Here is a 24,570-nt window from a genome sequence, read left to right on the forward strand (position 1 = left end):
CATATGGACCCGTCAACTTTCCACAACAACCCGGGCGAACACCAGCACGTCGACGCCGGCGGCGCCGGCACGCAGCAGGGCGCGCGCCGCGGCGTTGAGCGTCGACCCGGTGGTCAGCACGTCGTCGACGAGCAGCACGCGCCGGCCCGCCACCGCCCAGGCCCGCTCCGGCACCACCGCGAAGGCCCCCTGCACGTTGGCGATGCGCTGCGGCCGGGTCATGCCGACCTGGCTGGCCGTGGCCTTGACGCGCCGCAGCGCCATCGGGTCCCAGGCGACCCCGGACAGGCGCGACACTTCGCCGGCCAGTACCGCGGCCTGGTTGAACTGGCGGCGCCACAGCCGGCCGCGGTGGAGCGGGATCGGCACGATGATGTCGGATTCGGCGAGGAGCTCGGCCCCGGCCCGCGCCATCCAGGCGCCGAGCGGGCGGGCGAGGTCCAGCCGGTCGCCGTATTTCAGCCCGTGCATCAACCGCCGCGCCGGGCCGTCCTCGAACCGCTCCACGGCCCGTGCCCGGCCGAAGACGGGCGGGTGGGCCATGGCGTCGGGCGACAGCAGTCCCGTGCCGAGGTCCTGGGCGAAGGGGAGGCCGAGCCGCTCGCAGAAGGGCCGCTCGATGAAGCGCGTGGCGCCCCAGCAGGCGCCGCAGAGGCCCCGGCCCCCGCCCTCCGTGGCGCGCCGGCACGCCAGGCACACGGGGGGGAACACGAGGTCGAGCGCCGCCCGGCCGAGCCGCGCCGCGGCCTCGGCCAGGCGTCGCCCGCCGTCAGGCCGCATGCGGCTGCCGCCCGCGGGGACCGGTGCCGGCACGCGGGTCGCGAAACCGCCGGAGCCTCGCCGCGCCTTCGCCATGATGGCGCGCCCCGGTGTGGCGCCGGGCCGACAGGGAACGAAACGGACCTTTCCAACGGACCGGGCCGCCGTTAAACCTTTCGACGGCCGCGACAGCGAGGCGTCGTGTCCGATCCATGCCGTCCCTTCGGAATGTCCCTCGATGAATTTCACCCAAGCGTGCTGGCGGTCGGCCCTGTCGACCCTGGCGCTCGGCGTCGCCCTGATCGGCCCGGCCGTCGCCAACCCGACCCTGGTGGTGGATGCCGCGAGCGGCGAAGTCCTGTACAAGGACATGGCGACGGCGCCCTGGTTCCCGGCATCCACCACCAAGCTGATGACCGTCTATGTGGCGCTCAGCAAGGTCAAGGAAGGGCGCATCAGCCTCAACACGCCGTTGCGCGTCTCGGCCTACGCGGCCAGCATGGAGCCCTCCAAGATGGGCTTCCGCCCGGGCACGCTGGTGACGCTCGACAACGCGCTGAAGATGCTGATGGTGAAGTCGCCCAACGACATCGCCGTCACCATCGCGGAGGGGATCTCGGGTTCGGTGCCGGCCTTTGCCGAGGAGATGAACGCCTACGGCCAGCGGCTCGGCCTGCACGAATCGCATTTCGCCAACCCCAACGGCCTGCCCGATCCCAACCATTATTCCTCGGCGCGCGACATGGCGATGATCGCCCGCGGCCTCATCCGTGAGTTCCCCGAGGAACAGGACCTCTTCAACATCGGCGCCCTGCAGTTCGGCGGCAAGCTGATCCCCAACCACAACGGGCTGCTCGGGCGCTACCCGGGCGTCGACGGCATGAAGACCGGCTACACCTGCTCGGCGGGCTACAACGTCGTCGAGAGCGCGACGCGCGGCGACCGTCGGCTGCTCGTGGTCATCATGGGGGCGCCGTCCACCAACGAGCGCAACCTGCGCGCCGTGTCGCTGTTCGAGAAATACTTCTCCAACCCGGGGTCGGGCCTCGGCAACGTGGCCGACCTGCCGCAGAGCGACGTCGTGGCACCGCCCGACATGCGCGGCCAGATCTGCGGGCCCGGCCGTCACAACGCCATCCAGGAGGCCGAGGCCGAGGACGCCGCCATCCTGCCGGCGTCGTCCGCCCCGGCCGCCGCCGTCCCGCTGTTCGGCCGCGCGCCCGAGCGGGCCGACGTCGTCAACATGGCGGCGACGCCCGCGACGGCGCTCGGCGGCCTGGCCGCCCTGCTGCATGCCCGCGACGCCGTCGTGCCCGTGCGGGTCTTCGTCGGCCCGGCACCGGGGACCGACATCGCCGCCGTCGGCGCCATCGAGGAGGCGGTGCCGGGCCCCGGCGCCAGGGCCATCGGCAGGGCCGCCGCGGCGGATGCCGCCAAGGACGGGACGGGCGCGCCGGCCCTGGCCCAGGCCGTCGACCCCAGCGACCCGACGGTCGGCACGGTCGCACCGCTGGCCCTCGCCGGCGCCGCGACCCCGGCCGCGCTCGCGGCCGCCAACAAGGTGGTGAAGGGCCACGGCCGCCTGATGGCCCGGCCCTCGCGCGGCGGCCACGCGCCGACCGCCGCTCCGGCGAAAGCCGAACCCAAAGCCGTCGCCGTCAAGCCCCAGGCTGCCAAGCCCCAGGCCGCCAAGCCCAAACTAAAGGCCAGCCAGTCCAAGGCCGGCAAGGCGGCTCCCGCCGCGAAGAGCCGGGTCGCCGCCAAGCCCCCGGCGAAGGGCCGGAAGAAGACGGCCGGGCGGTGAGGCCCGCCGTTCCGGCGACGGCGGTCCGCGCGCCGTGATGTCGCCGGACAGGCCGGCTGCCGTGCCGGTCGGCATCCTCACCGGCTTCCTCGGTGCCGGCAAGACCACGCTGCTCAACCGCATGCTCGCCGCGCCCGGCTTCGGACGGACGGCCGTGATCGTCAACGAGTTCGGGGAGGTCGGCCTCGACCATCTCCTCGTCGAGGCCGTGACCGGGGACATGCTGGTCCTCACCACGGGCTGCATCTGCTGCGCGGCGCGCGGCGACCTGCTGGCCGCCGTCGACGGCCTGATGGCCCGCCGCGCCACGCTCGGCTTCGACCATATCGTGGTCGAAACCACGGGCCTCGCCGACCCCGGCCCCGTGCTCAACGCCCTGCTGCTCGGGCCCGGCCTCGCCGGGAACTCCAGCATCGACGGCGTGCTCACCCTCGTGTCGGCGCCGGACGGCGCCGCCGCTCTGGCCGGCCACGCCGAGGCCGGCCATCAGGTGGCGCTGGCCGACCGCATCCTGCTGAGCAAATGCGACCTCGCCGGGCCGTCGCCGGAGCTGCTGTCGCGGCTCGCCGCCCTGAACCCGACGGCGCCGGTGGCGGAGGCCCGAGCGGTGGCGATGACGCGCGACCTCTTCGCCGCCGATGCCCGCCACACCGCCAGGCCGGCCCCGGACCACCGTCACCATCACCATGCCGCCGACGCCCGCATCCGCGCCGTGGTGCTCCGGGCAGGGGTGCTCGAGGCCGGGCGCCTCGGCGCCTTCATCGCCGACCTCCAGGGCCGGCACGGCGCGGCGCTGCTGCGCCTCAAGGGGGTGGCGGCCCTGCATCACGCGCCCGAGCGGCCTACCGTGGTGCAGGCCGTCGGGCACCTGCTGCATCCCGGGCGCCACCTCGACGGCTGGCCGGGCGGGGAGCCGCGGACCGAACTCGTCGCCATCCTCGATGGGGTCGATGCAGCCGCCGTGACGGCGCTGTGGGACGGCTATTGCGGCGGGCCCGCCATCGACAGGCCCGACGCCGCCGCCCTCATGCCGGACGGCGGGCCCGGGCTCTTCGGCTGAGACCGGCCCGGCCCCCGCCCTTCGGCGCCGTCACTCCATGACGGGCGCCAGCTTCTGCACGCTTTCGACCTCCTCGCCCAGCCAGGCATTGGTCTTGGCGGTGCCGTCGAAGGTCGAGCTCGTCTTGAACAGCTCGTACTTGCCTTCGATGGCATAGGGGCGCGAGCGCGACAGGAGTTCGGCGACGGCGGCCTTGTCCATCGGCTGGAAGCTCGCCACGGCTGCGAAGGCCTGGTCGAGGTCGGACTGCCGCTCCATGCCGGTGATGACGACCGACGTCGGCAGGTTCAGGCAGTAGTGCAGGTATTCGATCGGCTCGATCGGGGCCCCGCTCTTCAGCAGCACCGAATCGGCGAAGGTCTTCATGCCGAGAACGCCGATGCCGTGCTGCACCAGATAGGGCAGCACGAGATGGGCGAAGGACCGGAAATGAGCGTCCATGACGTTTAACGGCATCTGCACGGCGTCGAAGTGGAAGGCGCGTTCCGCCGCGACGTCGAGCATCTGCAGGTGGATGCGGGGGTCCTTGTGGCCGGTGAAGCCGATGTGGCGGATCTTGCCGGCCTTCTGGGCCTCGACGAAGGCCTCCATGGCGCCGCCCTCGCCGAAGATGCGGTCCGGATCGTCGTAGCGCAGGATCTCGTGGTGCTGCACGAGGTCGATGCGATCGGTTCGCAGGCGCTTCAGCGACGTGTCGATCTGCTTGGTGGCTTCCGCCTTGGAGCGGCCGTCCATCTTCGACATGAGATAGACCTTGTCGCGATAGCCGCCCTGATCGAGCGCCACGCCCATGCGCAGTTCGGAACGGCCCTCGTTGTAGTCCCAGCAATTGTCCAGGAAGGTGATGCCGCGGTCGACGGCCTGGTGGATCAGCTTGACCGAATCATCGTCGGTGAGGACGCTCTTGCCGATGTGGAAGCCGCCGAGGCCGATGGCCGACACGGTCTCGCCGGTGCGCCCGAGCTTGCGGTACAGCATCTCGCCGCGCTTCTCGCCGGCATGCCCGACGAAGGGAAGGTCGGCCGGGTCGACGGGACGGTTCAGGCCCTGGGGCAGGGCCGGCGGCAGCGTGGCGGCGTTTTGCGGGGCGGTCGACATGGGCGTCCTCTCCTGAAAGACCGGACCGCGGCGATGCGCCCCCGCGCGATGGCGGGGACGCCGTGGATCCGGCACGGCCGGTCAACGTTGTCGTCGCGTTAAGGTTTGGGGCGTCGGAGTCGCGGTTGGACATTCATCTGGATCCGCTCGGCGGATGGTCGGGCGACATGTTCGCGGCGGCATTGCTGGACGCCTTCCCGCAGCACTGGCCCGCCGTGCGGGACGCGGTGGCGACCCTCGGCCTCGGATCGGGCGCCGAAGTGCGGCTCGTGGCCCACCGCGACGCCGCCGGCCTCACGGGGCGGCGCTTCCTGGTGGCGGCCGAAGGCGGCTGGCATGCCGGCCACGGCGATCATGGGCACGATCACCGCCATGGGCATGACCATGATCACCACCATGGGCACGATCAGCACCATGAGTACGGGCACCACCACCACCACGACAACGACCACCGGCATGGGCACCGTCATCCTGCGGAGGATCGCGCCCACCAGCATCGCGCGTGGTCGTCGATCCGGGCCCTGATCGAGGCGTCCGGCCTCGACGTGCGGGTCAAGCGCGAGGCCGTGGCGATCTTCGCCGGCCTCGCCGCGGCCGAGGCCGAGGTTCACGGCGTCGCCGTCGACGAGGTCGCGTTCCACGAGGTGGGGGCGGTGGATTCGATCGTCGACATCGTGGCGGCGGCCCAGCTCATCGCCCTGGTGGATGCCCGCCGCTGGAGCGCGGCACCGCTGCCGCTCGGCTCCGGCCGGGTGCGGACGGCGCACGGCATCCTGCCGGTCCCGGCGCCCGCCACCGCGCTGCTGCTGCGCGGCCTCGACACGATCGACGACGGTGTCCCGGGCGAACGCGTCACCCCGACGGGCGCGGCGGTGGCACGCCACCTGCTGCTCGGCGCCGGCCCGGCCGCAGCGCGGCCGCGCCGCCTCGCGGCGAGCGGCACCGGTTTCGGCACCCGGACGCTGCCGGGCCTGTCGAACTGCCTGCGCGTCCTCGCCTTCGCGCCCGCCGAGGCGGCGACGCCGGGGCCCGCCAGCGCCTTCGCGCATCGCGAGCTCGGCGTCATCGCCTTCGAGGTCGACGACCTGTCGGCCGAGGACCTGTCCAACGGGCTCGACCACATCCGCGCCATGGCGGGCGTCCATGACGTCGTGCAGGGCGTCGTCTTCGGCAAGAAGGGGCGGGTGGCGACCCACGTGCAGGTGCTGGTGGCGCCCGACCGGCTCGACGCCGCCATCGCGCTCTGTTTCGCCGAAACCAGCACCATCGGGCTGCGGTTCCACACCGTGCAGGGCGCGGCCCTGCCGCGCGGCTTCGACACGGTCGCGGTGGGGGAGCGTTCGCTCCGCACCAAGCACGTGACGCGGCCCGACGGCAGCCGCACCGCCAAGACCGAGGCCTCCGACGTCGCCGCGGAGCCGGGTCACGCGGCGCGACTGAAACTGCGGCGGGACGCGGAGGACGTGGCCCTCGGCCGCCTCGCCGCGCAGGGGGAGGACGGGGCTTGACGGACATCGGTACGGGCGCGGCGGCGGAGCGCCTGGAGGCTGTTCTGCGCGGCATGGCCGACGGCGTCGCGGTCGCGGTGAGCGGCGGCATCGACAGCCTGACCCTGGCGGCCCTGGCCCATGCGGCTGGCCCGAAGGCGACGATGTTCCACGCCGTCTCGGCGGCGGTGCCGGGCGACGCCACGGCCCGTGTCGAGCGGCTGGCCGCCGAGCGGGGCTGGCGGCTGCGCGTGGTCGAGGCCGGCGAGTTCGACGACGCCGATTACGTCGCCAACCCGACCAACCGCTGCTTCTTCTGCAAGACCAACCTTTACGGCACCATCGCCCGGCACACGGCGGTGCAGATCGTGTCGGGCGCCAACACCGACGACCTCGGCGAATACCGGCCCGGCCTCGACGCCGCCCGCAACCAGGCCGTGCGCCACCCCTACCTCGAGGCCGGCATCGACAAGCGGACCGTGCGGGCGCTGGCCCGTCGGGCCGGGCTCGGCGACCTCAGCGAACTCCCGGCCGCGCCCTGCCTGTCGAGCCGCGTCGAGACCGGGATCGCCATCCGGCCCGAGGTCCTGCGCGCCATCCATGCGACCGAGCGCGACCTCGCGGGCGACTTCCCCCGCGGCACGGTGCGGTGCCGCGTCCGCGCCGCCGGCGTGGTGGTCGAACTCGATCCCGCCACCCTGGCGGCCCTCGGGGTGGAGCGGCGGGAAGCCGTGGCCAGCGGCGTGGCACGCCGCTTCGATGGGCTGCTGCCCAGCGCCGCCCTCACCTTCGCGCCCTATCGCAACGGGTCGGCTTTCCTGCAGGGGCACGAGCACTGATGGCGGAGTTCAAGCTCGACCTCGCCCGCCACGAGCGCATCGGCCTCGACGAGGCGATCTTCTGCGCCGGCAAGACCGCCGACCAGATCGCCGCCATCCTCGACGCCTTCCCGGCCGGGGGCGGCCTGTTGCTGACGCGGCTCGATGCGGCGAAATTCCAGGCGCTCCCGCCGCGCCTTCGCGACGCGCTCGACTACGAGCCCCTGTCGCGCACGGCCGTGCACGGAGCCCCGCGGGTGCCGCGCCGCGGCGACCCTGTCGCCGTGGTGATGGCCGGCACGTCGGACGTGCCGATGGGGCGGGAAGCCTGCCGGACGCTGGCGTTCAACGGCCAGCCCCACACCGCCTTCACCGACATCGGCGTCGCGGGCCTGTGGCGCCTGCTCGACCGGATCGAGGAGATCCGCCGCGCGCCCGTCGTCATCGTGGCGGCCGGCATGGATGCCGCCCTGGTCAGCGTCGTGGGCGGCCTCGTCCGGTCGCCCGTCGTGGCACTGCCGACCTCGGTGGGCTACGGCGTCGCCGAGGGCGGCATGCCGGCGCTGCATTCGGCGTTGGCGAGTTGCGCGCCCGGCGTGGCGGTGGTCAATATCGACAACGGCTATGGCGCGGCCTGCGCGGCGCTGCGCATCTGCAGCCTGCTGGCGCGGCGCGAGGACGGCCCGGCGGCCGCGGCCGGCGCCGCCCATGCCGTGACGCCGTGAGCCGTGACGCCTTGAGCCATGACGCCGTGAGCCGGGAAGGGACCGGGATGCTGTCGCGCTTTTCGCCCGGGTCGGTCCGCCTGCGCACCAGGGTGGCGGGCATCTACGCCCTGCTGATCGGCGCCAACATCGGAGCCTGGCTCTGGGCCTTCGTGGCCTTTCGCGGCCACCCGACGCTGCTCGCCCTGGCGCCGCTGGCCTATAGTTTCGGGCTGCGCCACGCCTTCGACGCCGACCATATCGCCGCCATCGACAACGTCACCCGCAAGCTCATGGCGGAGGGGCGCAAGCCGCTGTCGGTGGGCCTGTGGTTCTCGCTCGGGCACTCGACCGTCGTGGTGGCGCTGTCGCTGCTGATCGCCGCAACGACGGCGGCCCTGCAGGACAGGTTCGAGGCCATGCGGGCTATCGGTTCGCTGATCGGCACGGGCGTGTCGGTCGCCTTCCTGTTCCTCATCGCGGCCGCCAACATCGTGGTGCTGGCCGGCGTATGGCGCACCTTCCACAGCGTCAAGCGCGGCGGGCCGCTGGTCGAGGAGGACGTGGACCGCCTGCTGGCGGGCCGGGGCCTCCTGGCCCGGGTATTCCGCCCGGTCTTCGGCATCGTCCGCCGCTCGTGGCACATGTACCCGCTGGGCCTGCTCTTCGGCCTCGGCTTCGACACCGCCACGGAGGTGGGCCTGCTCGGCATCTCGGCCAGCACGGCGAGCCAGGGGCTCTCGGTGTGGAGCATCATGATCTTTCCGGCCCTGTTCACCGCCGGCATGACGCTGCTCGACACCACCGACAGCGTGCTGATGGTGGGCGCCTACGGCTGGGCCTTCGCCAAGCCGATTCGCAAGCTCTACTACAACATGACCATAACGCTGGTGTCGGTGGTGATGGCGTTGCTGGTGGGCGGCCTCGAGGCCCTCGGCCTCGTCGCCGACCGGTTGAAGCTCGACGGCGCCTTCTGGGCCGGTGTCGGGGCGCTCAACGACAATTTCGGCATCCTCGGCCTCGTCATCATCGCCCTCTTCGCCGTCAGCTGGGCCGTCTCGGTCGCGGTCTACCGCTACAAGCGCTACGACGAGGCGGAAGCCGAGGCGGCCTGACGCTTCGACGAGGCGGAAGCCGAGGCGGCCTCGAGCTACGACGGGGCGCGATGCGACCCCGCGGCCGGGACCTGCGGTCCCGGGCCGGACGTTGCCATCCCGAACGCGTGGGAGGCCCGCAATGGAACGTCGGACATTCATCAAGACCGCCCTGGCCGGCGTCGCCGGCATCGGCGCCGCAGGCGAGGGTGCCGCGGCACAGGCGGCGACGCTGGCGGGCGAAACGCTGCCCTCGACCGGCTCCGAGCAGACGCCGGCCGCCGCCGCCTCGGCCCTGCCGCGGGTCTCCGACCCGGGCGAACTCCGGGGCGAGATGCTGTATCGCAAGCTCGGCACCACGGGCGAGACCGTGTCGGCCATCGGCCTCGGCGGCTCGCATATCGGCAAGCCGAAGCTGTCGGAGGCCGAAGCCGTCCGGCTCATGCACGAGGCGATCGACCGCGGCATCACCTTCCTCGACAACAGCTGGGACTACAACGAGGGCCAGAGCGAGCTCAGGATGGGCAAGGCGCTCGCCGAGGGCGGTTACCGGAACAAGGTGTTCCTGATGACCAAGATCGACGGCCGCACCCGCGAGGCCGCCGCGAGCCAGCTCGACGACAGCCTGAAGCGCCTGAAGGTCGACCACCTCGATCTGGTGCAGTTCCACGAGATCCTGCGCTTCGACGATCCCGACCGCGTCTTCGCCGAGGGCGGTGCGCTCGACGCCGTGATGGCGGCCCGCAAGGCCGGCAAGGTCCGCTACGTCGGCTTCACCGGCCACAAGGATCCCCGCATCCACCTCTACATGCTCGAGGTGGCCCGCAAGCGCGGCTTCCACTTCGACACCGTGCAGATGCCGCTGAACGTCATGGATGCGCATTTCCGCTCCTTCGGCCAGCTCGTGGCGCCGGTGGCGGTGCGGGAGGGCATCGGCATCCTGGGCATGAAGGCGCTCGGCGACACCGTCATCCTGAAGAGCGGCACCGCCTCGGCGGTCGAGTGCCTCACGTTCTCGCTGAGCCTGCCCGTCTCGGTGCTGATCACCGGCATCGACGACCGCCGGTCGCTCGATCAGGCCTTCGCGGTGGCGAAGGGGTTCAAGCCGCTCACCGAGCCCGACATGGTGGCGCTGCTGACCCGCACCCAGGCGGCGGCGGCCGATGGGCGCTACGAGCTGTTCAAGACGACGGCGTTCTTCGACACCACCGCCAAGCACCCGGACTTCCTCGGCGGCCAGACGACGCCGGTCCTGGACCTCGCGCCGATCGGCAACGGCTGACGCTCGCCACCCTCCGCCCGACAGCGTCGCGGGCCGGCGCCGCCTTCCCGAAAACGGGAAGGGGTTGCCGGCCCGCCGGGCGCGTCGGAGCCGATCTTAGTTGACGGCCGGCAGGTCCGCGGCGTCGAGCACGAAGGCGGCCGGAATGTGGAGGGACCACCGCAGGCCGGACGGTGGGAAGGTGAGGCTAACCTCGCCGTCCAGCGCCCGCGCCGCCAGCCGCTCTACGACCTTGTGGCCGAAGCCGGTTCGCCCCGGCTCCGACACTTCCGGGCCGCCGGACTCTTCCCAGGAGATGTGGAACCGCCGCGCGTCGCTGTCCCGGGGGTCGATCGACCACGTGATGGCGATCCGTCCGGACAGGTCCGACAGGGCGCCGAAGCGCGAAGCATTGCTGGCCAGCTCGTTGAAGGCAAGGCCGATATTCTGGGCCGCCTCCGGGTTGAGGTAGAGGTCCGGCCCCGCGATCGCGATGCGCGATCCCGCCGTGTCGAGGGCGGGCCCGAGCTGCCACCGGACGAGTTCGCCGACGGCGGCGCCGTGCCAGTCCCGCGCCGCGAGCAGGTCGTGCGACGCCGCGAGCCCGCGCAGCCGGGCCGAGAAGCGCTGCTCGAATTCAGCCGCCGTGATGCTGTCCTTCACGGTCTGCCGCGCCATGGCCTGGATGATGGCCAGGAGGTTCTTCGAGCGATGCGTCACCTCCCGCATGAGGAGGTGCATGTGGGTTTCGCGCTGCTTGCGCGACGTCACGTCCCGCGCCGTGCCGATGATCTCGAGCAACCCGTCCCCGTCGGGGCCGGTCCCGTAGCGGCGGCCGTTCAGGGCGATCCAGCGTTCGGCACCGTCGCTGAGGCGTCGGATGCGGAACTCCAGCGCGCATTGGTCGGGACCGGAGGGGCTGGAAGCGCGGCGGAGTTCGTCGAAGATCCGGTCCCGGTCCTCGGGCAGGAGCGACTGCTCCAGCACCTGCGACGTCAAGGCCTCGCCCTGGCGAAGCCCCCACAGGATCGAGGCGCCCCGGTCCCCCACGAAGGCCTGAGCCGGCCCGTCCCAACTCCAGATCCCGGTGCCGCCCACGTCGAGGGCGAAGCGGATGCGGTCGGCGCGCAGGCGGATGTCGTCCATCTCCGGATCGAGGTTGCGCTCCTCGTCCGTCCTGGCCCCGTTCATGCTGCACCCATCGCGGGGTCTGTCGAACCTGGCTCCGGATTGACGAACGCGAGGCCGACCCGATCGTGTCGATCAATCATTCGCGGAACTCGCACTGTCACCCCTGGGGAGGGATGAGGTTGGCGCCGAATTCTCCGGATCCGCGAAGTCCCGGTCGCCACGGGGGCGCCGGGATCACCGGAGAACTCGCATCGCTTCGGTTCGTGTGAACGCCAGACCGGAGCGTAGGTTCCCCGGGGCCGGCGACGGCGCCCGGGACGACAGGTGCATTCGGCTTCAGCTCGCCATCGGCAGGAACATGTTCTTCAACTTCTTGACGCGGGTCGCGAAGGCGTGGCGGCGCTGCTCGTTGGCGACGACGTCGACGCCCGTCACCCAGTTGAGCTGTATGGCGCGGCGTTGTCCCTTGAAGGTCTTGTGGCCATGCCACGAATTGTCCGACCGGCGGAAGACCAGCAGCGTGCCGCCGTTGGGCGACACTTCGGCGACGGGGTTGTCGAGGCTGTCGTTCGAGCGCAGCAGGCGCAGGCGGCCGCCCTCTTCTTCCCAACCCTCGTTCAGGTAGAGCAGGACGGTGATGATCTTGGTCTTCGAGTCGGTATGGATATGCCCGTCGCGGTCCGAAACGAAGCCCCGCACCGTGTACATGGTGGGCCGGCCCGACAGGTCGATGTCGAACTTGCGCTCGACGGCGGACCGGAAGGCCGGTCCCTCCATCTCCTCCATCAGGGTCTTGAACCGGCCCTTGATGGAGAGTTCCGCGGGCGGATGGGACCCGGGACCGGGGATGCGGGGGAAGTCGGCGAGGACCGGCTTGAATTCCGCGGGCCGGATGAAGTTCTCGACGATGGTGAAGTCGAACGGGTCGCGGGTCAGCGGTGTGGCGTCGAAGGCAGCAAGGTCGAGAAGGCTCACATGGGTCTCCTGGGTCGAGGGCCTGGGGGCGAAGGTCTGGGGGCGAGGGTCTGGGGATCGAGGGTCGGGCCGCGCGGGCGGCGCCATCTCTGTCGCCGCCGACCATGGCCGAACCGGGGCGCGAAGGCAACGCGAGGCGCCGCGGGGGGAGCGGGGTGCCGGCCTGGCGCCGGACGGGCGGCCCGGACGTGGCCGGGGCTATCGTCAAAGGCATGCGGCCCCGCGGCAGGCCGGATTCACCAACCCGCACAGGCGGATGACGCGATCGGCGGTGGACAGCCGCGCCGGCTCCCCGGTCGCGATTGACAATCCGTGGTTCCGTCTCGCAAAGTCCGGCAACGGCTTCGGACAAGGCAAGCCGCGAAGCGTCGGGGGATGACGAATGACAGAGGCGCGAGCCCGCACCCCTGATGGCGTGCCGATCCTCGAGATGCGCAACATCTCGAAGACGTTTCCGGGCGTCAAGGCGCTGTCGAACGTCAACCTCACCATCTATCCGGGCGAGGTTCACGCCCTGATGGGCGAGAACGGCGCCGGCAAGTCGACCCTCATGAAGACCCTGTCGGGCGCCTACCAGGCCGACCCCGGCGGCGAGATCCGGGTGGGCGGCGTGCCGCTCAAGGCCAGCGGCCCCATCGAGGCGCGGGCCGCGGGCGTGTCCATCATCTACCAGGAGTTGGCGCTGTCGCCGAACCTGACGGTGGCGGAGAACATCTACCTCAACCGCGAACCGCGCCGGGGTGGGCTGATCGACCGCGGCGCCATGCTGAGGGGCTCCGAAGGCGTGCTGCAGCGCCTCGGGGCGGCCTTCACGCCGGCGACGCTGGTCGGCACGCTGTCCATCGCCGAACAGCAGATGGTCGAGATCGCCCGCGCCGTGCATGCCGAGTCGCGCATCCTCGTCATGGACGAGCCCACCACGGCGCTGTCGTCCCGCGAGTCCGAGAAGCTCTTCGAGATCGTGCGCCAGCTGCGCCGCGACGGCCTGGCCATCATCTACATCTCCCACCGCATGGCCGAGGTCTACGAGCTCAGCGACCGCGTGTCGGTGCTGCGCGACGGCACCTATGTCGGCACCATCCTGCGGGACGAGATGACACCCGAACTCGTCGTCAAGATGATGGTGGGGCGCGACCTGTCCTCCTTCTACAAGAAGAGCCACCGCTTCAGCCCCGACGCCCCTCCGGTGCTCGAAGTGCGCGGCCTCGGCGACGGCCGGCGCGTCCACGACGTGTCATTCGATCTCCATCCGGGCGAGGTGCTGGGCCTCGCCGGCCTCGTCGGGGCGGGGCGGACCGAGATGGCGCGCATGCTGTTCGGCGCGGACCCGCGCAGCACCGGCGAGGTGCGCCTGGCCGGAAAATCCGTGCAGATCCGCTCGCCGCAGGACGCCATCGACGTCGGCATCGTCTACCTGACCGAGGACCGCAAGGCCGAGGGCGTGTTGCTCGACATGTCGGCCAAGGACAACATCAACCTGATGATCTGCGGCAAGGATTCGCGGGCAGGGATCCTCGACCTGCGCAAGGCCCTGCAGCGCTGCCGCGACGCCATCGCCGCCATGAAGATCCGGGTGGCGGGCCCGGAGATCACCGTCGGGTCGCTGTCGGGCGGCAACCAGCAGAAGTGCCTGCTGTCGCGCCTGCTCGAGACGCGGCCGATGGTGCTGATTCTCGACGAGCCGACCCGCGGCGTCGACGTCGGGGCGAAGTCCGAGATCTACCGCATCATCGACGACCTCGCGAAGTCCGGCGCCGGCGTGCTGGTGATCTCCTCGGAACTGGCCGAGGTCGTCGGCGTGGCGGATCGCGTCATCGTGATGCGCGAGGGCCACCTCGAGGGCGAGGTGACGGGCGACGACATCGACCAGGAGAACATCATCGCCCTGGCGACGGCTGCCACCCGGGTGTCGCCCGTCGCCGGAGCAGCGGGTGGCTTCGACCTCGGCGACGCGGCTCCGGCCGGGCAGGTGGCGGTGGGCCACAACCCCGGCGCGTCCCGTCCGACGGCGCACTGACGTCCCGACCAACGAGACCAAGAATCAACAAGGGGTAGGAATCGTGAGCACCGCCACTCCCGCCAAGACCGAGGCGCGCTCCTCGGCCGTCGCCAAGCAGCGCATGCGATCCTTCATGCAGACGGCCGGCATGCTGCCGGTGCTGGTGCTGCTCGCCATCCTGTTCCAGTTCCTGAGCGCCTACGGCGATACCGGCAGCTTGCATTGGGAGGCCGGCCGTTTCCTCACCTCGGCGAACCTGCCGGTGGTGGCGCAGCTGGCCTCGATCAACGCCGTCCTGGCGACCGGCATGACCTTCGTGATCCTGACCGGCGGCATCGACCTGTCGGTCGGCTCGATCCTGGCGGTCTCGGCGATGTCGGCCCTCATCGTGGCGACCGGCGTGAACTACAGCGTCGTCACCATCCCGGTCGGCCTCCTGGTCGGGGCCGGCTTCGGCCTCGTCAACGGCACGCTGATCGCGGCCCTGAAGCTGCCGCCCTTCATCGTGACGCTGGGCTCGCTGACGGCGGTGCGCGGCCTCGCGCGGCTGTTCGGCAACGACACGACGGTGTTCAACTCCGACCTGTCCTTCGCCGGGATCGCGAGCAACTTCAGCACGCCCATCGGCGACATCTCCTGGCTGACGGTGATCGCGCTGGCCGTGGTGGCGCTGGCCTGGTTCATCCTGCGCCGCACGGTGCTGGGCATTCACATCTATGCCGTCGGCGGCAACCCGGCGGCGGCCCGGCTCAGCGGCATCAAGGTGTGGTTCATCCTGCTCTTCGCCTACGGCACGTCGGGCCTTCTGTCCGGCCTCGCCGGCTTGATGCAGGCCGCGCAGCTGCAGTCGGCCAACGGGCTGCAGCTCGGCACCGGCTACGAGCTCGACGCCATCGCGGCCGTCATCCTCGGCGGCACCAGCTTCGTCGGCGGCGTCGGCTCGGTGATCGGCACGCTGATCGGCGCCCTCATCATCGCGGTCCTGGCCAACGGCCTCATCCTGGCCGGCGTGTCGGATGTTTGGCAGTACATCATCAAGGGCCTCGTCATCATCGGCGCGGTGGCGCTCGACCGGCTGCGGAACCAGGGCGGCGCCCGCACCTGAGGCCGTGGCGTCCACAGGCTCGGGCCCTCGCCTCTCCCCCAGGCCTTTCGCCTGGGGGAAGCGCGTGCCATCACGGCAGTTCCACCGGCTTCCGGCCGGTCAGGAAGGAACGGTGCCTGCCGGGCGCCGGCAACGACACATCTTTAGGGAGTCACCATGTTGAAGAAGATCCTCCTCGCAGGCGCCGCGCTGGCGCTCGTGGCCGGCACCGCCCAGGCCAAGGAGCTCAAGTCGATCGGCATCTCGCTCGGCTCTCTCGGCAACCCCTTCTTCCAGGCGCTCGCCAAGGGCGCGGAGTTCGAGGCCAAGAAGACCAACCCGAACGTCAAGCTGCTGACTTTCGGCTACGAGTACGACCTCGGCAAGCAGGTTCAGCAGATCGACAACTTCATCGCGGCGGGCGTCGACCTCATCCTGCTCAACCCCGGTGACCCCCACGCCCTCAAGCCCGCCATCGAGAAGGCCCAGAAGGCCGGCATCAAGGTGATCGCGGTCGATACCTACGCGGACGGCGCCGACGCCGCCGTGACGACCGACAACGTCCAGGCCGGCACCATCGCGTGCCAGTATTTCATCGACAAGCTCGGCGGCAAGGGCAACGTCATCATCGAGAACGGCCCGCACGTGTCGTCGGTGATCGACCGCGTCGACGGCTGCAAGGCCGCCATCGCCAAGGCTCCGGGCATGAAGATCCTGTCGTCCGACCAGGACGGCAAGGGCCAGCGCGACGCCGGCCTCAACGTGATGAAGAGCCTGCTGACCCGCTTCCCCGACGTCCAGGCCATCTTCGCCATCAACGACCCGCAGACGCTCGGCTCCGAACTCGCCGCCAAGCAGCTCAATCGCACCAACATCATCATCACCTCGGTCGACGGCGCGCCCGACATCGAGGCGGCGCTGAAGGACCCGAAGACCCCGATGATCCAGGCCTCGGCCAGCCAGGACCCCTATGCCCTGGCGCGCAAGGGCGTCGACATCGGCGTCGACCTTCTGAACGGCAAGGCCCCGAGCCAGAAGATCACCCTGGTGCCGTCGACCCTCGTCACCCGCGACAACGTCAAGGACTACAAGGGCTGGCAGGCCGACCGCACCGGCGGCTGATCCCGCCCGCGGTCTTCACGGCACCGTCGCAGGCCCGTCCCGCTCCCGGCGGGGCGGGCCTGTCGCTTTGCGGGCTCCCGCCCGTTCAGCCGCGACGGCCGTAGCTGCGCGCCACGGCGAGGCCGCGGCGCAGGTCGTCGCCACCCGCCAAGCCCTGGGGCAGCGCGGAGGCGGCGGCCGCGAAGGCACGGCCGACGTCGGAGGCCGGGTCCGCCGGCGACCGGCCCCGGCCGAGGTCATGGTCGAGCGTCGAGAGTTCGCTGCCCCCACCCGTCCCGTCGAGCGCCAGGCCGAGCGCCAGCATGGCGAAGCTGGCGGGCGGCGCCCCGTCGAGGCGCGGATCGGCACGCGCCACCCGGTAGCCCTGCACGAAACGCTCGACCGCTCGCGGCATCCCGCCCGTGAAGGGCGCCAACCGACCGACGACCTCGGCCTCGAAAGGCTCGAAGGGCCGGTCGAGCGACGAGCGGGCGGGATCGGCCGTCCGCGCGCCGCGGGTCTCCGCCGGGCCCTGGACGAGCAGCCGCTGGGCCAGCGGGCCGGCCTCGGGCGTGACGGCGCCGAGGTCGTAGGAGATCTGCACCATGCGGTCGAGCCGGGCCGCGGCGGCCGCGGGGTCGAACTCGCCGAGCGCGGCCGCGGCGGCGTCGCGCTCCAACCCCGCCACCCACACGAAGCCGGGCCGGGCCAGCAGCCGATGTGCCGTGGCCAGGAACCCCGCCAACTCGGCCGGAGCCAGGCCGTCGAGCCCGTCCACCGCCACCACGATGCGCTGCGGCGCGTCCTCCCGGCCCGCCGAGATGCCGGCGCTCAGCGTGGCGAAGAAACGCTCCGCCGCCTCGGCCGGGCTGCGGACGAGGCCGAACAGGTCGGCCGCCAATGCCGCCCCGTGGTCCGACAGCCCGGCGCTGCGATGGCCCTCGGCCCGGCGTTGGGCCGCCTCGGCGCCGCGCCCCGCCGTTTCGACGTCGGTCGCCAAGGCGTCGACCCGGCGGGTCTGGTGCGCCAGCAGGCCGTCGAGGTCGCGGCGCCGCGCCCCGAGGTCGCCCTTCAGCAGCGCGATGCCGCGGTAGACCGGCCCGAGGAAGCGTGCCGCGCGCACCAGCACGGCCAGGAGAGCCAGGACGGCGAGGGCCAGCGCGATGCGGCTCACCGGCTGGAGCAGGTCGAGATGGCCCCGGGCCCAGTCCGTGACGGTGGTGAAGTGGTCGCCGAAGCCGGACAGCCACGCCGACACGGTCGCGGGATCGTCCGCCCAGCTGCCCGCCGCCCAGCCGACGGCCGCCAGCAGCACGGCGACGGCGATGAGCGAGCCCTGGCCCTTGAAGCGCCAGATGGCCCCGAGCGTCAGGCCGAGGCGCGAGCGCGGCCCTCCGGGCTCGGCGGCGTCCCGCACCAGCTCCTTGAAGGACCGGATGGGATCGGACGCCGGCAGGCCGAAGGCGCGGAGCCGGCCCTCGATCCGCGCCCGGTTGGCGCGGACGAAGGCGTCCACCCGCGACCCGGCGCCGTCGAAGAGCACGGATTCGGTGAGGCGGGCGCGGCGCGCCGTCACGTCGTCGAGCGCCTGCCGCTCGCCGTCGAGCTTGCGCCGCAGGGCGTTCACCCGCTCGCCGGCGAGGCGCTCGGCTTCGCGCGGGTCGCCGCCGGCATGGACGGCATCCTCGGCGAAGCCGGCATGGCCCGCGCCGAGGGCGTCGAGCAGGCCGCCGACCAGGCTGGCGGCCGGCTCGCGGCCCGGCATGGGGGAGACGCGCGCCACCACGACGTCGGCCACGAAGGGACCCGCCGCCGCCCGGTTCCGCGCGCCCTCGGCCAGCCGGGTCGCGGTGTCGAGCATGTCGGCGATGAAGCGGCTCTTGCCCGAGCCCGCCGGCCCGAAGATGCCGACGGCGAGGGGCGTGGCGGCCCGCCGGTGCAGGGCCGCCTCGGTCAGCACGGTGGCGGCGCCGCGGGGTTCGACTCCGTCGGCGGCGTCGGTGTCGGCGGGGAGGACCGGCAGGGCATCCGCGGCACCTCTGGCCTGGCGCGGGGCCGACCCGGGCGGGGGCGGCTGGAGGGATGCGGTGGCGGTCGAGGTCACGAGCGTCTCCTGACAAGATGACGGGCGAGCCGATAGGGCCGGAGCAAGACCGATGTAAGGCGGGTGAGCGGGCGCCGTCTCACCCGCCGAGGGGGCGCGTCGTGCTGCGCTTGAACCGGCGCCGGGGGGCTGCTACCTGTCGCGCCAATTCCTCATCCTCCTCGCGCGCGACGGCCCATCTCCCATGGCAGCCAATCAATTCGTCTATCACATGCAGGGCCTGACCAAGGCCTATCCGGGCGGCAAGAAGGTGTTGGACAACGTTCATCTGTCCTTCTACCCGACGGCCAAGATCGGCGTCCTCGGCATCAACGGCTCGGGCAAGTCGACGCTGCTGCGCATCATGGCGGGGATCGACAAGGAATTCGCCGGCGAGGGCTTCGTCGCGGAGGGCGCGCGCGTCGGGTACCTGCCGCAGGAGCCGCACCTCGACCCGGAGATCGGCGTGCGCGGCAACGTCATGCTCGGCGTCGCCAAGAAGCAGGCTATCCTCGACCGCTACAACGAACTCGCCATGAACTACTCGGAGGAGACCGCCGACGAGATGACGGCGCTCCAGGACGAGATCGAGGCGCAGAACCTGTGGGACCTCGACGCCCAGGTCGACCAGGCGATGGACGCGCTCGGCTGCCCGCCCGAGGATGCCGACGTCGACAGCCTGTCGGGCGGCGAGCGCCGCCGCGTGGCGCTCTGCCGGCTGTTGCTCGAGAAGCCCGAGATGCTGCTGCTCGACGAGCCCACCAACCATCTCGACGCCGAGACGGTGTCGTGGCTCGAGGGGCACCTGCGCGCCTACCCGGGCGCCATCCTGATCGTGACCCACGATCGCTACTTCCTCGACAACGTCACGGGCTGGATCCTCGAGCTCGACCGCGGCCGCGGCATCCCCTACGAGGGCAACTATTCGAGCTGGCTGAAGCAGAAACAGAAGCGCCTGCTGCAGGAGGGCCGCGAGGACGAGGCCCGCCAGCGCGCGCTGGAGCAGGAGAGCGAGTGGATCGCCTCCTCGCCCAAGGCCCGCCAGTCGAAGTCCAAGGCCCGCATCCAGCGCTACGAAGATCTCGTGGCGAAGAGCGAGGAGCGCGTGCCCTCGATCACCCAGATCGTGATCCCGGTGGCGGAGCGTCTCGGCCAGAACGTCATCGAGTTCGAGGGGCTGAAGAAGGGCTTCGGTGACCGGCTGCTCATCGACGATCTGTCGTTCAAGCTGCCGCCCGGCGGCATCGTGGGCATCATCGGGCCGAACGGCGCCGGCAAGACCACGCTGTTCAAGATGATCACCGGCCAGGACAAGCCCGACGCCGGCACGATGAAGATCGGCGAGTCGGTCCAGCTCGGCTACGTCGACCAGTCGCGCGACACGCTCGACGGCAAGAAGAATGTCTGGGAGGAGATCTCGGACGGCAACGAGATCATCTACCTCGGCAAGAAGGAGATCAATTCCCGCGCCTATTGCTCGGCCTTCAACTTCAAGGGGGGTGACCAGCAGAAGAAGGTCGGCATGCTGTCGGGCGGTGAGCGCAACCGCGTGCACCTCGCCAAGATGCTGAAGCAGGGCGCCAACGTCCTGCTGCTCGACGAGCCCACCAACGACCTCGACGTCGACACGCTGCGGGTGCTGGAAGACGCGCTCCTGGCCTTCGCGGGCTGCGCCGTCATCATCAGCCACGATCGCTTCTTCCTCGATCGCATCGCCACCCACATGCTGGCCTTCGAGGGCGACAGCCACGTCGAGTGGTTCGAGGGCAACTTCGCCGACTACGAGGAGGACAAGAAGCGTCGCCTCGGCGTCGACAAGCTCGTCCCGCACCGGATGAAGTACAAGAAGTTCTCGCGCTAACCCGCAGGGACAGATTGCCTTTTCCGTCTCGGGACTGATGGCAGCCCCCGAGGCAGTCTCCCGTACTGCTCCCGGCCCTGGCCGGTCTAAACGCCCTTCTGTCGCCAGAAGGGCGTTTCGCGTCTTCGGCACGGGCCGGGTATATCTCTGAAGATTGTACAATCCATACACCACACGTCAAACGTGCAAAACGCCGCGTGTAAGCTAGATCACGTCGCATCGTCAGCTTCCACGGTCATGCCTGTCACTACCATGAATCGTTATGAGCAACGATTCGCACGCAAAACGAGCAAAGCCACTCGACGCCTTCATCCGCCGCTGGCAGGGCAGGCAGGGAGGGCAAGAGCGGGCCAACTACGGTCTCTTCCTGGTGGAGCTCTGCGACGCGCTCGACCTGCAGCGGCCAGAGCCGGCCGAAGCCGGGGCGCGGGCCAACGACTACGTCTTCGAACGCGTTCTCAGCAAAAGGGACCGGGACGGCGTCGTCAGCCATCCGCGGATCGACCTCTACAAGCGAGGTTGCTTCATCCTCGAAGCGAAGCAGTCCCGGTTCAAGGGCGCCCGCAACGAGATCCTCGGGCAGCTGGCGCTCCCGGCCATGCCGACACCGAGCCAGGGACGGCGCAGTGCGGACCGGGCCTGGGACGTGCTGATGGTCAATGCCCGCCAGCAGGCCGAGGCCTATGTCCCGCTGCTGCCGGTGGACCATGAACCGCCGCCGTTCCTCATCGTCTGCGACGTCGGCCATTGTTTCGAGATCTACGCCAATTTTCGGCGTGACGGGAAGGTTTACGACCAGTTTCCCGACCGGCGCAGCTTCCGCATCTACCTCGACGAACTGCGTCAGCCCGAGATCCAGGCGCGGCTGAGCGCGATCTGGGAGGACCCGTCCTCGCAAGATCCGGCGCGCCACGCCGCGCGCGTGTCCCGCGCCATCGCGGAGCGCCTCGCCGCCGTCACCAAGGCGCTGGAAACCGCCGGCCACGCGGCCGACGACGTGGCCATGTTCCTGATGCGCTGCCTGTTCACTATGTTCGCGTCCGACGTGGGCCTGCTGCCGCCGGCCTCCTTCAAGATCGCGCTGGAGCGCTGCGAGGCCGATCCCACCCGTTTCGTGCCGATGATCGAGCAGCTCTGGGCCGCCATGGATGCGGGCGGCTACGCGCACGCCGTCGAGGGCCACGTCCGTCGGTTCAACGGCGCCTTCTTTAAGCAGCGCAGCGTTCTGCCGCTGGGGCGCGAGGAGATCGGCGAACTGCGCCGCGCCGCCAGCCACGATTGGCGGGATGTCGACCCCTCGATCTTCGGGACGCTGCTGGAGCAGGCTCTCGAGCGGGACGAGCGCCGCCGCCTCGGTGCCCATTATACGCCGCGCGCCTACGTTGAGCGCCTCGTCGTCGCGACGGTCATCGAGCCGCTGCGGGCCGAATGGCTCGCCGCCTATTCCACCGCCGAGCGCCAGAAGACCGAGGGGCGGACCGCGGAGGCCCGCCGCACCGTGGCGGCCTTTCACGATCGGCTCTGCGCGACGCGCGTCCTCGACCCCGCCTGCGGCACCGGTAATTTCCTCTACGTGGCCCTGGAATTGATGAAGCGGCTCGAGGACGAGGTGCTCGAAGCCCTGGCGGCCCTCGGGGGCCAGGAGGCGCTGTCGGGCCTCGAAGGCCACACGGTGGATCCGCACCAGTTCCTCGGTCTGGAGATCAACCCGCGGGCCGCCGCCATCGCCGAACTGGTGCTCTGGATCGGGCACCTGCAGTGTCACCTGCGCACCCGGGGCGGGTTGCCCAACGATCCGGTGTTGAAGGACTTCCACAACATCCGGGTCCGGGACGCCGTGCTCGACGGCGACGCCCCCCGACCCCGCAGGCCCGATTGGCCCGTCGCGGAATTCATCGTCGGCAATCCGCCCTTCATGGGCGGCAAGGACGTCCGGGCGAGATTGGGCGACCGCTATGCCGAAGCGCTCCGGGCGGCCCACCCGGCGATGAACGAGAGCGCCGACTACGTCATGTATTGGTGGGACCACGCCGCCTCCCTCCTGACCCAGCCCGGCACGGTGCTGCGGCGCTTCGGCTTCGTCACCACGAACTCCATCGGCCAGGTCTTCCAGCGTCGAGTCATCCACCGCCACCTGTCGGCAGCGCGCCCGGTTTCCATCGTCATGGCGGTGCCCGACCATCCCTGGACCAAGGTGTCGCGAGACGCGGCGGCAGTGCGCATCGCCATGACGGTCGGGGAGGCCGGCGTCGTGCAAGGCTCGCGTCGCACGGTGGTCAGCGAGGCCGGGCTCGACACCGACACGCCGCTGCTCGTGCTCGACGAGCGCCAGGGCCGCATCAACGCCGACCTGACCGTCGGGGTGGACGTCACCATCGCCCAGCCACTGCGGGCCACCCAGGGCCTGTGCTCACCCGGCGTCAAGCTGCACGGGGCCGGCTTCATCGTGACGGACGCCGAGACGCGCCACCTGGGGCTCGGGCGCCGAGCGGGGCTCGACCGCCACATCCGGCCCTACCGCAACGGACGCGACCTGACCTCCCGGCCGCGCGGCGTATCGGTGATCGACCTGCACGGCCTCGACATCGACGACGTGCGGAGGCGGTTTCCCGAGGTGTACCAGCACCTGTTGCTGTGCGTCGCGCCCGAGCGTGCGGACAACAACCGGGCCGTCTACCGCGACGCCTGGTGGATCTTCGGCGAGCCACGGCGGGAATTGCGCCCCGCCCTTGAGGAACTGCCGAGGTTCATCGCCACCGTCGAGACGGCGAAGCACCGTGTATTCCAGTTCCTCGACCGCGAGATCCTGCCTGACAACATGCTGGTGGTGGTGGCCTCCGCCGACCCCTTCGTGCTCGGGGTCCTGTCGTCGCGGCTGCATGGCCTTTGGTCGGCGGCGAGCGGCGGCACGCTGGAGGACAGGCCCCGCTATTCGAAGTCCCGCACCTTCGATCCCTTCCCGTTCCCGGCGGCCGAGGAAGCCGGGCGGCGCGGCATCGGCGCCATCGCCGAGGAGATCGACCGGCATCGCAAGGCCGTCCTCGCCGACGGTCCTCATCTGACCCTGACCGGCCTCTACAATGTCCGCGACCGCCTCCGGGCCGGCACGTTGCCGGCAGAGCTGACGGCCGGCGAGCGCCGCATCTTCGACGATGGGCTCGTGCTGATCCTGGCCGAGCTGCACGACCGGCTCGACCGCGCCGTGGCTGCCGCCTACGGCTGGCCGGCGGAACTGGACGACGAGGGCGCCCTCGACCGGCTCGTGGCCTTGAACGCCGAACGGATCCGCGAGGAGGCACGGGGCGTCGTGCGCTGGCTCCGGCCGGACTACCAGGTGCCGCGCTTCGCCATGCCGAACGACCGCGCCGACCTCGCGCTCGTCGGCGGCATGCCGCGGGCACCCGCCGTCGCGGCGGCCCCGAAGCCCTCCTATCCGTCCGAGGACGCCGCCCAGACGGCTGTCGTCATGGCGGCGCTGATGCGGGCCTCGGGAGCGCTCGACGCCGGCAGCATCGCCACCAGCTTCAAGCAGGGGCGACGCGTCGCCCCCAAGGTCGCCGCGGTGCTGCTGTCGCTCTACCGCATGGGGCTCGTCGCCACGGTGGACGGCGGGGACAGCTTCAGGCTGCAGCGGTATGGCTGAGCCGCATGCGCTTGGCGCCGCAGCCTGCGACCCTATAACCCATGTGTGGCCGGCCTGATCGGCCACGCAGGGAGGACGACAATGCGTTCCACGATGTTCCTGGCCGGGATGGCTTTCGCGAGTTCCATCGTCCTGTGCCTGGCCGCCGCGCCGGCCGACGCCGAGACGGTCCACTACAAGGCCATGATCATGCCGGCCAGCGAAGTGCCGCCGGTCAAGGACAGCAAGGCCACCGGCCAGCTCGCCGCCACCTTCGACACCGTCACCAAGGTGCTGAGCTACGACGTGACCTATGCGGACCTGACCGGCCCGGCTTCGGCGGCCCATTTCCACGGCCCGGCCCCGGTCGGCACCAACGCCGGCGTGATGGTGCCGATCAAGGGCGAACTCGCCAGCCCCATCAAGGGCGAGGCGACGCTGACCGACGCGCAGGCGAAAGCGCTGACCGACGGCGACATGTACTTCAACATCCACACGGCCGCCAACAAGGGCGGCGAGATGCGGGGCCAGGTGCTGAAGGGGATGTGACGGGGGCCGCCCGCGCGGCGCACCCGGCCCTCGGCGGGGCCGAGGGTCGCCTCCGGATCAGAATCGACCGGGTCCCGCCG

18 protein-coding genes are annotated in these 24,570 nt (G+C 71.0%); 13 read left to right on the plus strand and 5 right to left on the minus strand.

Going from position 1 to position 24,570, the window contains the following annotated elements:
* Positions 1 to 12: 12 nt before the first annotated feature.
* A complete protein-coding gene (locus D3272_RS06305; protein WP_129218298.1) occupies positions 13 to 780 on the minus strand; it encodes a ComF family protein in 768 nt (255 codons plus the stop codon).
* A 217-nt stretch (positions 781 to 997) separates the two neighbouring features.
* Between D3272_RS06305 and D3272_RS06310 the strand changes: the two genes are divergently transcribed.
* Entirely contained in the window at positions 998 to 2,563 is a 1,566-nt protein-coding gene (locus D3272_RS06310; protein WP_165361248.1) for a D-alanyl-D-alanine carboxypeptidase family protein, read from the plus strand.
* 61 nt (positions 2,564 to 2,624) lie between these two features.
* Positions 2,625 to 3,623 carry a CobW family GTP-binding protein gene (locus D3272_RS06315; protein ID WP_245496416.1) on the plus strand — a complete coding sequence of 333 codons (999 nt, stop codon included), beginning with the start codon at positions 2,625 to 2,627 and terminating at the stop codon, positions 3,621 to 3,623.
* A gap of 30 nt (positions 3,624 to 3,653) precedes the next feature.
* Here D3272_RS06315 and D3272_RS06320 read toward each other — a convergent pair whose 3' ends face one another.
* A complete protein-coding gene (locus tag D3272_RS06320) occupies positions 3,654 to 4,721 on the minus strand; it encodes an aldo/keto reductase (RefSeq protein WP_129218300.1) in 1,068 nt (355 codons plus the stop codon).
* A gap of 125 nt (positions 4,722 to 4,846) precedes the next feature.
* On the opposite strand from D3272_RS06320, the gene larC reads away from it, so the two are divergent.
* From larC to D3272_RS06345, 5 genes are all read left to right on the plus strand, one after another.
* Entirely contained in the window at positions 4,847 to 6,229 is a 1,383-nt protein-coding gene (larC, locus tag D3272_RS06325) for a nickel pincer cofactor biosynthesis protein LarC (protein ID WP_129218301.1), read from the plus strand.
* Positions 6,226 to 7,047, plus strand: a complete 822-nt coding sequence (larE, locus tag D3272_RS06330; protein ID WP_342634165.1) for an ATP-dependent sacrificial sulfur transferase LarE — start codon at positions 6,226 to 6,228, stop codon at positions 7,045 to 7,047. The genes larC and larE overlap by 4 nt, the downstream gene beginning before the upstream one ends.
* A complete protein-coding gene (gene larB, locus D3272_RS06335; protein ID WP_129218302.1) occupies positions 7,047 to 7,751 on the plus strand; it encodes a nickel pincer cofactor biosynthesis protein LarB in 705 nt (234 codons plus the stop codon). The genes larE and larB overlap by 1 nt, the downstream gene beginning before the upstream one ends.
* A 47-nt stretch (positions 7,752 to 7,798) precedes the next feature.
* A complete protein-coding gene (locus D3272_RS06340; RefSeq protein ID WP_129218303.1) occupies positions 7,799 to 8,845 on the plus strand; it encodes a HoxN/HupN/NixA family nickel/cobalt transporter in 1,047 nt (348 codons plus the stop codon).
* A 121-nt stretch (positions 8,846 to 8,966) separates the two neighbouring features.
* Positions 8,967 to 10,106 carry an aldo/keto reductase gene (locus D3272_RS06345; protein ID WP_129218304.1) on the plus strand — a complete coding sequence of 380 codons (1,140 nt, stop codon included), beginning with the start codon at positions 8,967 to 8,969 and terminating at the stop codon, positions 10,104 to 10,106.
* A 96-nt stretch (positions 10,107 to 10,202) separates the two neighbouring features.
* Here the strand turns inward: D3272_RS06345 and D3272_RS06350 are convergent, their stop codons facing one another.
* Positions 10,203 to 11,276, minus strand: a complete 1,074-nt coding sequence (locus tag D3272_RS06350; RefSeq protein ID WP_129218305.1) for a sensor histidine kinase — start codon at positions 11,274 to 11,276, stop codon at positions 10,203 to 10,205.
* Between the two features lie 276 nt (positions 11,277 to 11,552).
* On the minus strand, positions 11,553 to 12,191 hold the full coding sequence (locus tag D3272_RS06355; RefSeq protein ID WP_207210141.1) for a 2OG-Fe(II) oxygenase family protein: 639 nt from the start codon (positions 12,189 to 12,191) through the stop codon (positions 11,553 to 11,555).
* A 382-nt stretch (positions 12,192 to 12,573) separates the two neighbouring features.
* Here D3272_RS06355 and D3272_RS06360 point away from each other — a divergent pair, with 382 nt between their 5' ends.
* The 3 genes from D3272_RS06360 (at position 12,574) to D3272_RS06370 (ending at position 16,396) form a co-directional block, all read left to right on the plus strand.
* On the plus strand, positions 12,574 to 14,208 hold the full coding sequence (locus D3272_RS06360) for a sugar ABC transporter ATP-binding protein (RefSeq protein WP_207210142.1): 1,635 nt from the start codon (positions 12,574 to 12,576) through the stop codon (positions 14,206 to 14,208).
* 103 nt (positions 14,209 to 14,311) lie between these two features.
* Complete coding sequence (locus tag D3272_RS06365; protein WP_129218417.1) at positions 14,312 to 15,295, plus strand: ABC transporter permease subunit; 984 nt, start codon at positions 14,312 to 14,314, stop codon at positions 15,293 to 15,295.
* A gap of 156 nt (positions 15,296 to 15,451) precedes the next feature.
* Positions 15,452 to 16,396 carry an ABC transporter substrate-binding protein gene (locus D3272_RS06370; RefSeq protein ID WP_129218307.1) on the plus strand — a complete coding sequence of 315 codons (945 nt, stop codon included), beginning with the start codon at positions 15,452 to 15,454 and terminating at the stop codon, positions 16,394 to 16,396.
* Positions 16,397 to 16,481: 85 nt separating this feature from the next.
* On the opposite strand, the gene D3272_RS06375 is transcribed toward D3272_RS06370, so the two are convergent.
* Positions 16,482 to 18,479, minus strand: a complete 1,998-nt coding sequence (locus tag D3272_RS06375; RefSeq protein ID WP_129218308.1) for a hypothetical protein — start codon at positions 18,477 to 18,479, stop codon at positions 16,482 to 16,484.
* 184 nt (positions 18,480 to 18,663) lie between these two features.
* Here D3272_RS06375 and ettA point away from each other — a divergent pair, with 184 nt between their 5' ends.
* From ettA to D3272_RS06395, 3 genes are all read left to right on the plus strand, one after another.
* The gene (gene ettA, locus D3272_RS06380) at positions 18,664 to 20,319 is read left to right on the plus strand and encodes an energy-dependent translational throttle protein EttA (protein WP_129218309.1); all 1,656 of its coding nucleotides are present in this window, start codon (positions 18,664 to 18,666) and stop codon (positions 20,317 to 20,319) included.
* Between the two features lie 262 nt (positions 20,320 to 20,581).
* Positions 20,582 to 23,962 carry a class I SAM-dependent DNA methyltransferase gene (locus D3272_RS06390; RefSeq protein WP_165361249.1) on the plus strand — a complete coding sequence of 1,127 codons (3,381 nt, stop codon included), beginning with the start codon at positions 20,582 to 20,584 and terminating at the stop codon, positions 23,960 to 23,962.
* Positions 23,963 to 24,043: 81 nt separating this feature from the next.
* Positions 24,044 to 24,490, plus strand: a complete 447-nt coding sequence (locus tag D3272_RS06395) for a CHRD domain-containing protein (RefSeq protein ID WP_207210143.1) — start codon at positions 24,044 to 24,046, stop codon at positions 24,488 to 24,490.
* Positions 24,491 to 24,570 lie beyond the last annotated feature (80 nt).

Origin of the sequence: Lichenibacterium ramalinae, assembly GCF_004137085.1 — a bacterium.
Taxonomy (GTDB): Bacteria; Pseudomonadota; Alphaproteobacteria; order Rhizobiales; family Beijerinckiaceae; genus Lichenihabitans; species Lichenihabitans ramalinae.

Bases quoted from the DNA above. Each gene is read 5' to 3' on its own strand.
- larB (WP_129218302.1), top strand. From the start codon at position 7,047: ATGGCGGAGTTCAAGCTCGACCTCGCCCGCCACGAGCGCATCGGCCTC.
- D3272_RS06395 (WP_207210143.1), top strand. From the start codon at position 24,044: ATGCGTTCCACGATGTTCCTGGCCGGGATGGCTTTCGCGAGTTCCATC.
- D3272_RS06370 (WP_129218307.1), top strand. From the start codon at position 15,452: ATGTTGAAGAAGATCCTCCTCGCAGGCGCCGCGCTGGCGCTCGTGGCC.
- ettA (WP_129218309.1), top strand. From the start codon at position 18,664: ATGGCAGCCAATCAATTCGTCTATCACATGCAGGGCCTGACCAAGGCC.
- D3272_RS06305 (WP_129218298.1), bottom strand. From the start codon at position 780: ATGCGGCCTGACGGCGGGCGACGCCTGGCCGAGGCCGCGGCGCGGCTC.
- D3272_RS06350 (WP_129218305.1), bottom strand. From the start codon at position 11,276: ATGAACGGGGCCAGGACGGACGAGGAGCGCAACCTCGATCCGGAGATG.
- D3272_RS06320 (WP_129218300.1), bottom strand. From the start codon at position 4,721: ATGTCGACCGCCCCGCAAAACGCCGCCACGCTGCCGCCGGCCCTGCCC.
- D3272_RS06310 (WP_165361248.1), top strand. From the start codon at position 998: ATGAATTTCACCCAAGCGTGCTGGCGGTCGGCCCTGTCGACCCTGGCG.
- D3272_RS06360 (WP_207210142.1), top strand. From the start codon at position 12,574: ATGACAGAGGCGCGAGCCCGCACCCCTGATGGCGTGCCGATCCTCGAG.
- D3272_RS06390 (WP_165361249.1), top strand. From the start codon at position 20,582: ATGAGCAACGATTCGCACGCAAAACGAGCAAAGCCACTCGACGCCTTC.
- D3272_RS06340 (WP_129218303.1), top strand. From the start codon at position 7,799: ATGCTGTCGCGCTTTTCGCCCGGGTCGGTCCGCCTGCGCACCAGGGTG.
- D3272_RS06365 (WP_129218417.1), top strand. From the start codon at position 14,312: ATGCGATCCTTCATGCAGACGGCCGGCATGCTGCCGGTGCTGGTGCTG.
- D3272_RS06345 (WP_129218304.1), top strand. From the start codon at position 8,967: ATGGAACGTCGGACATTCATCAAGACCGCCCTGGCCGGCGTCGCCGGC.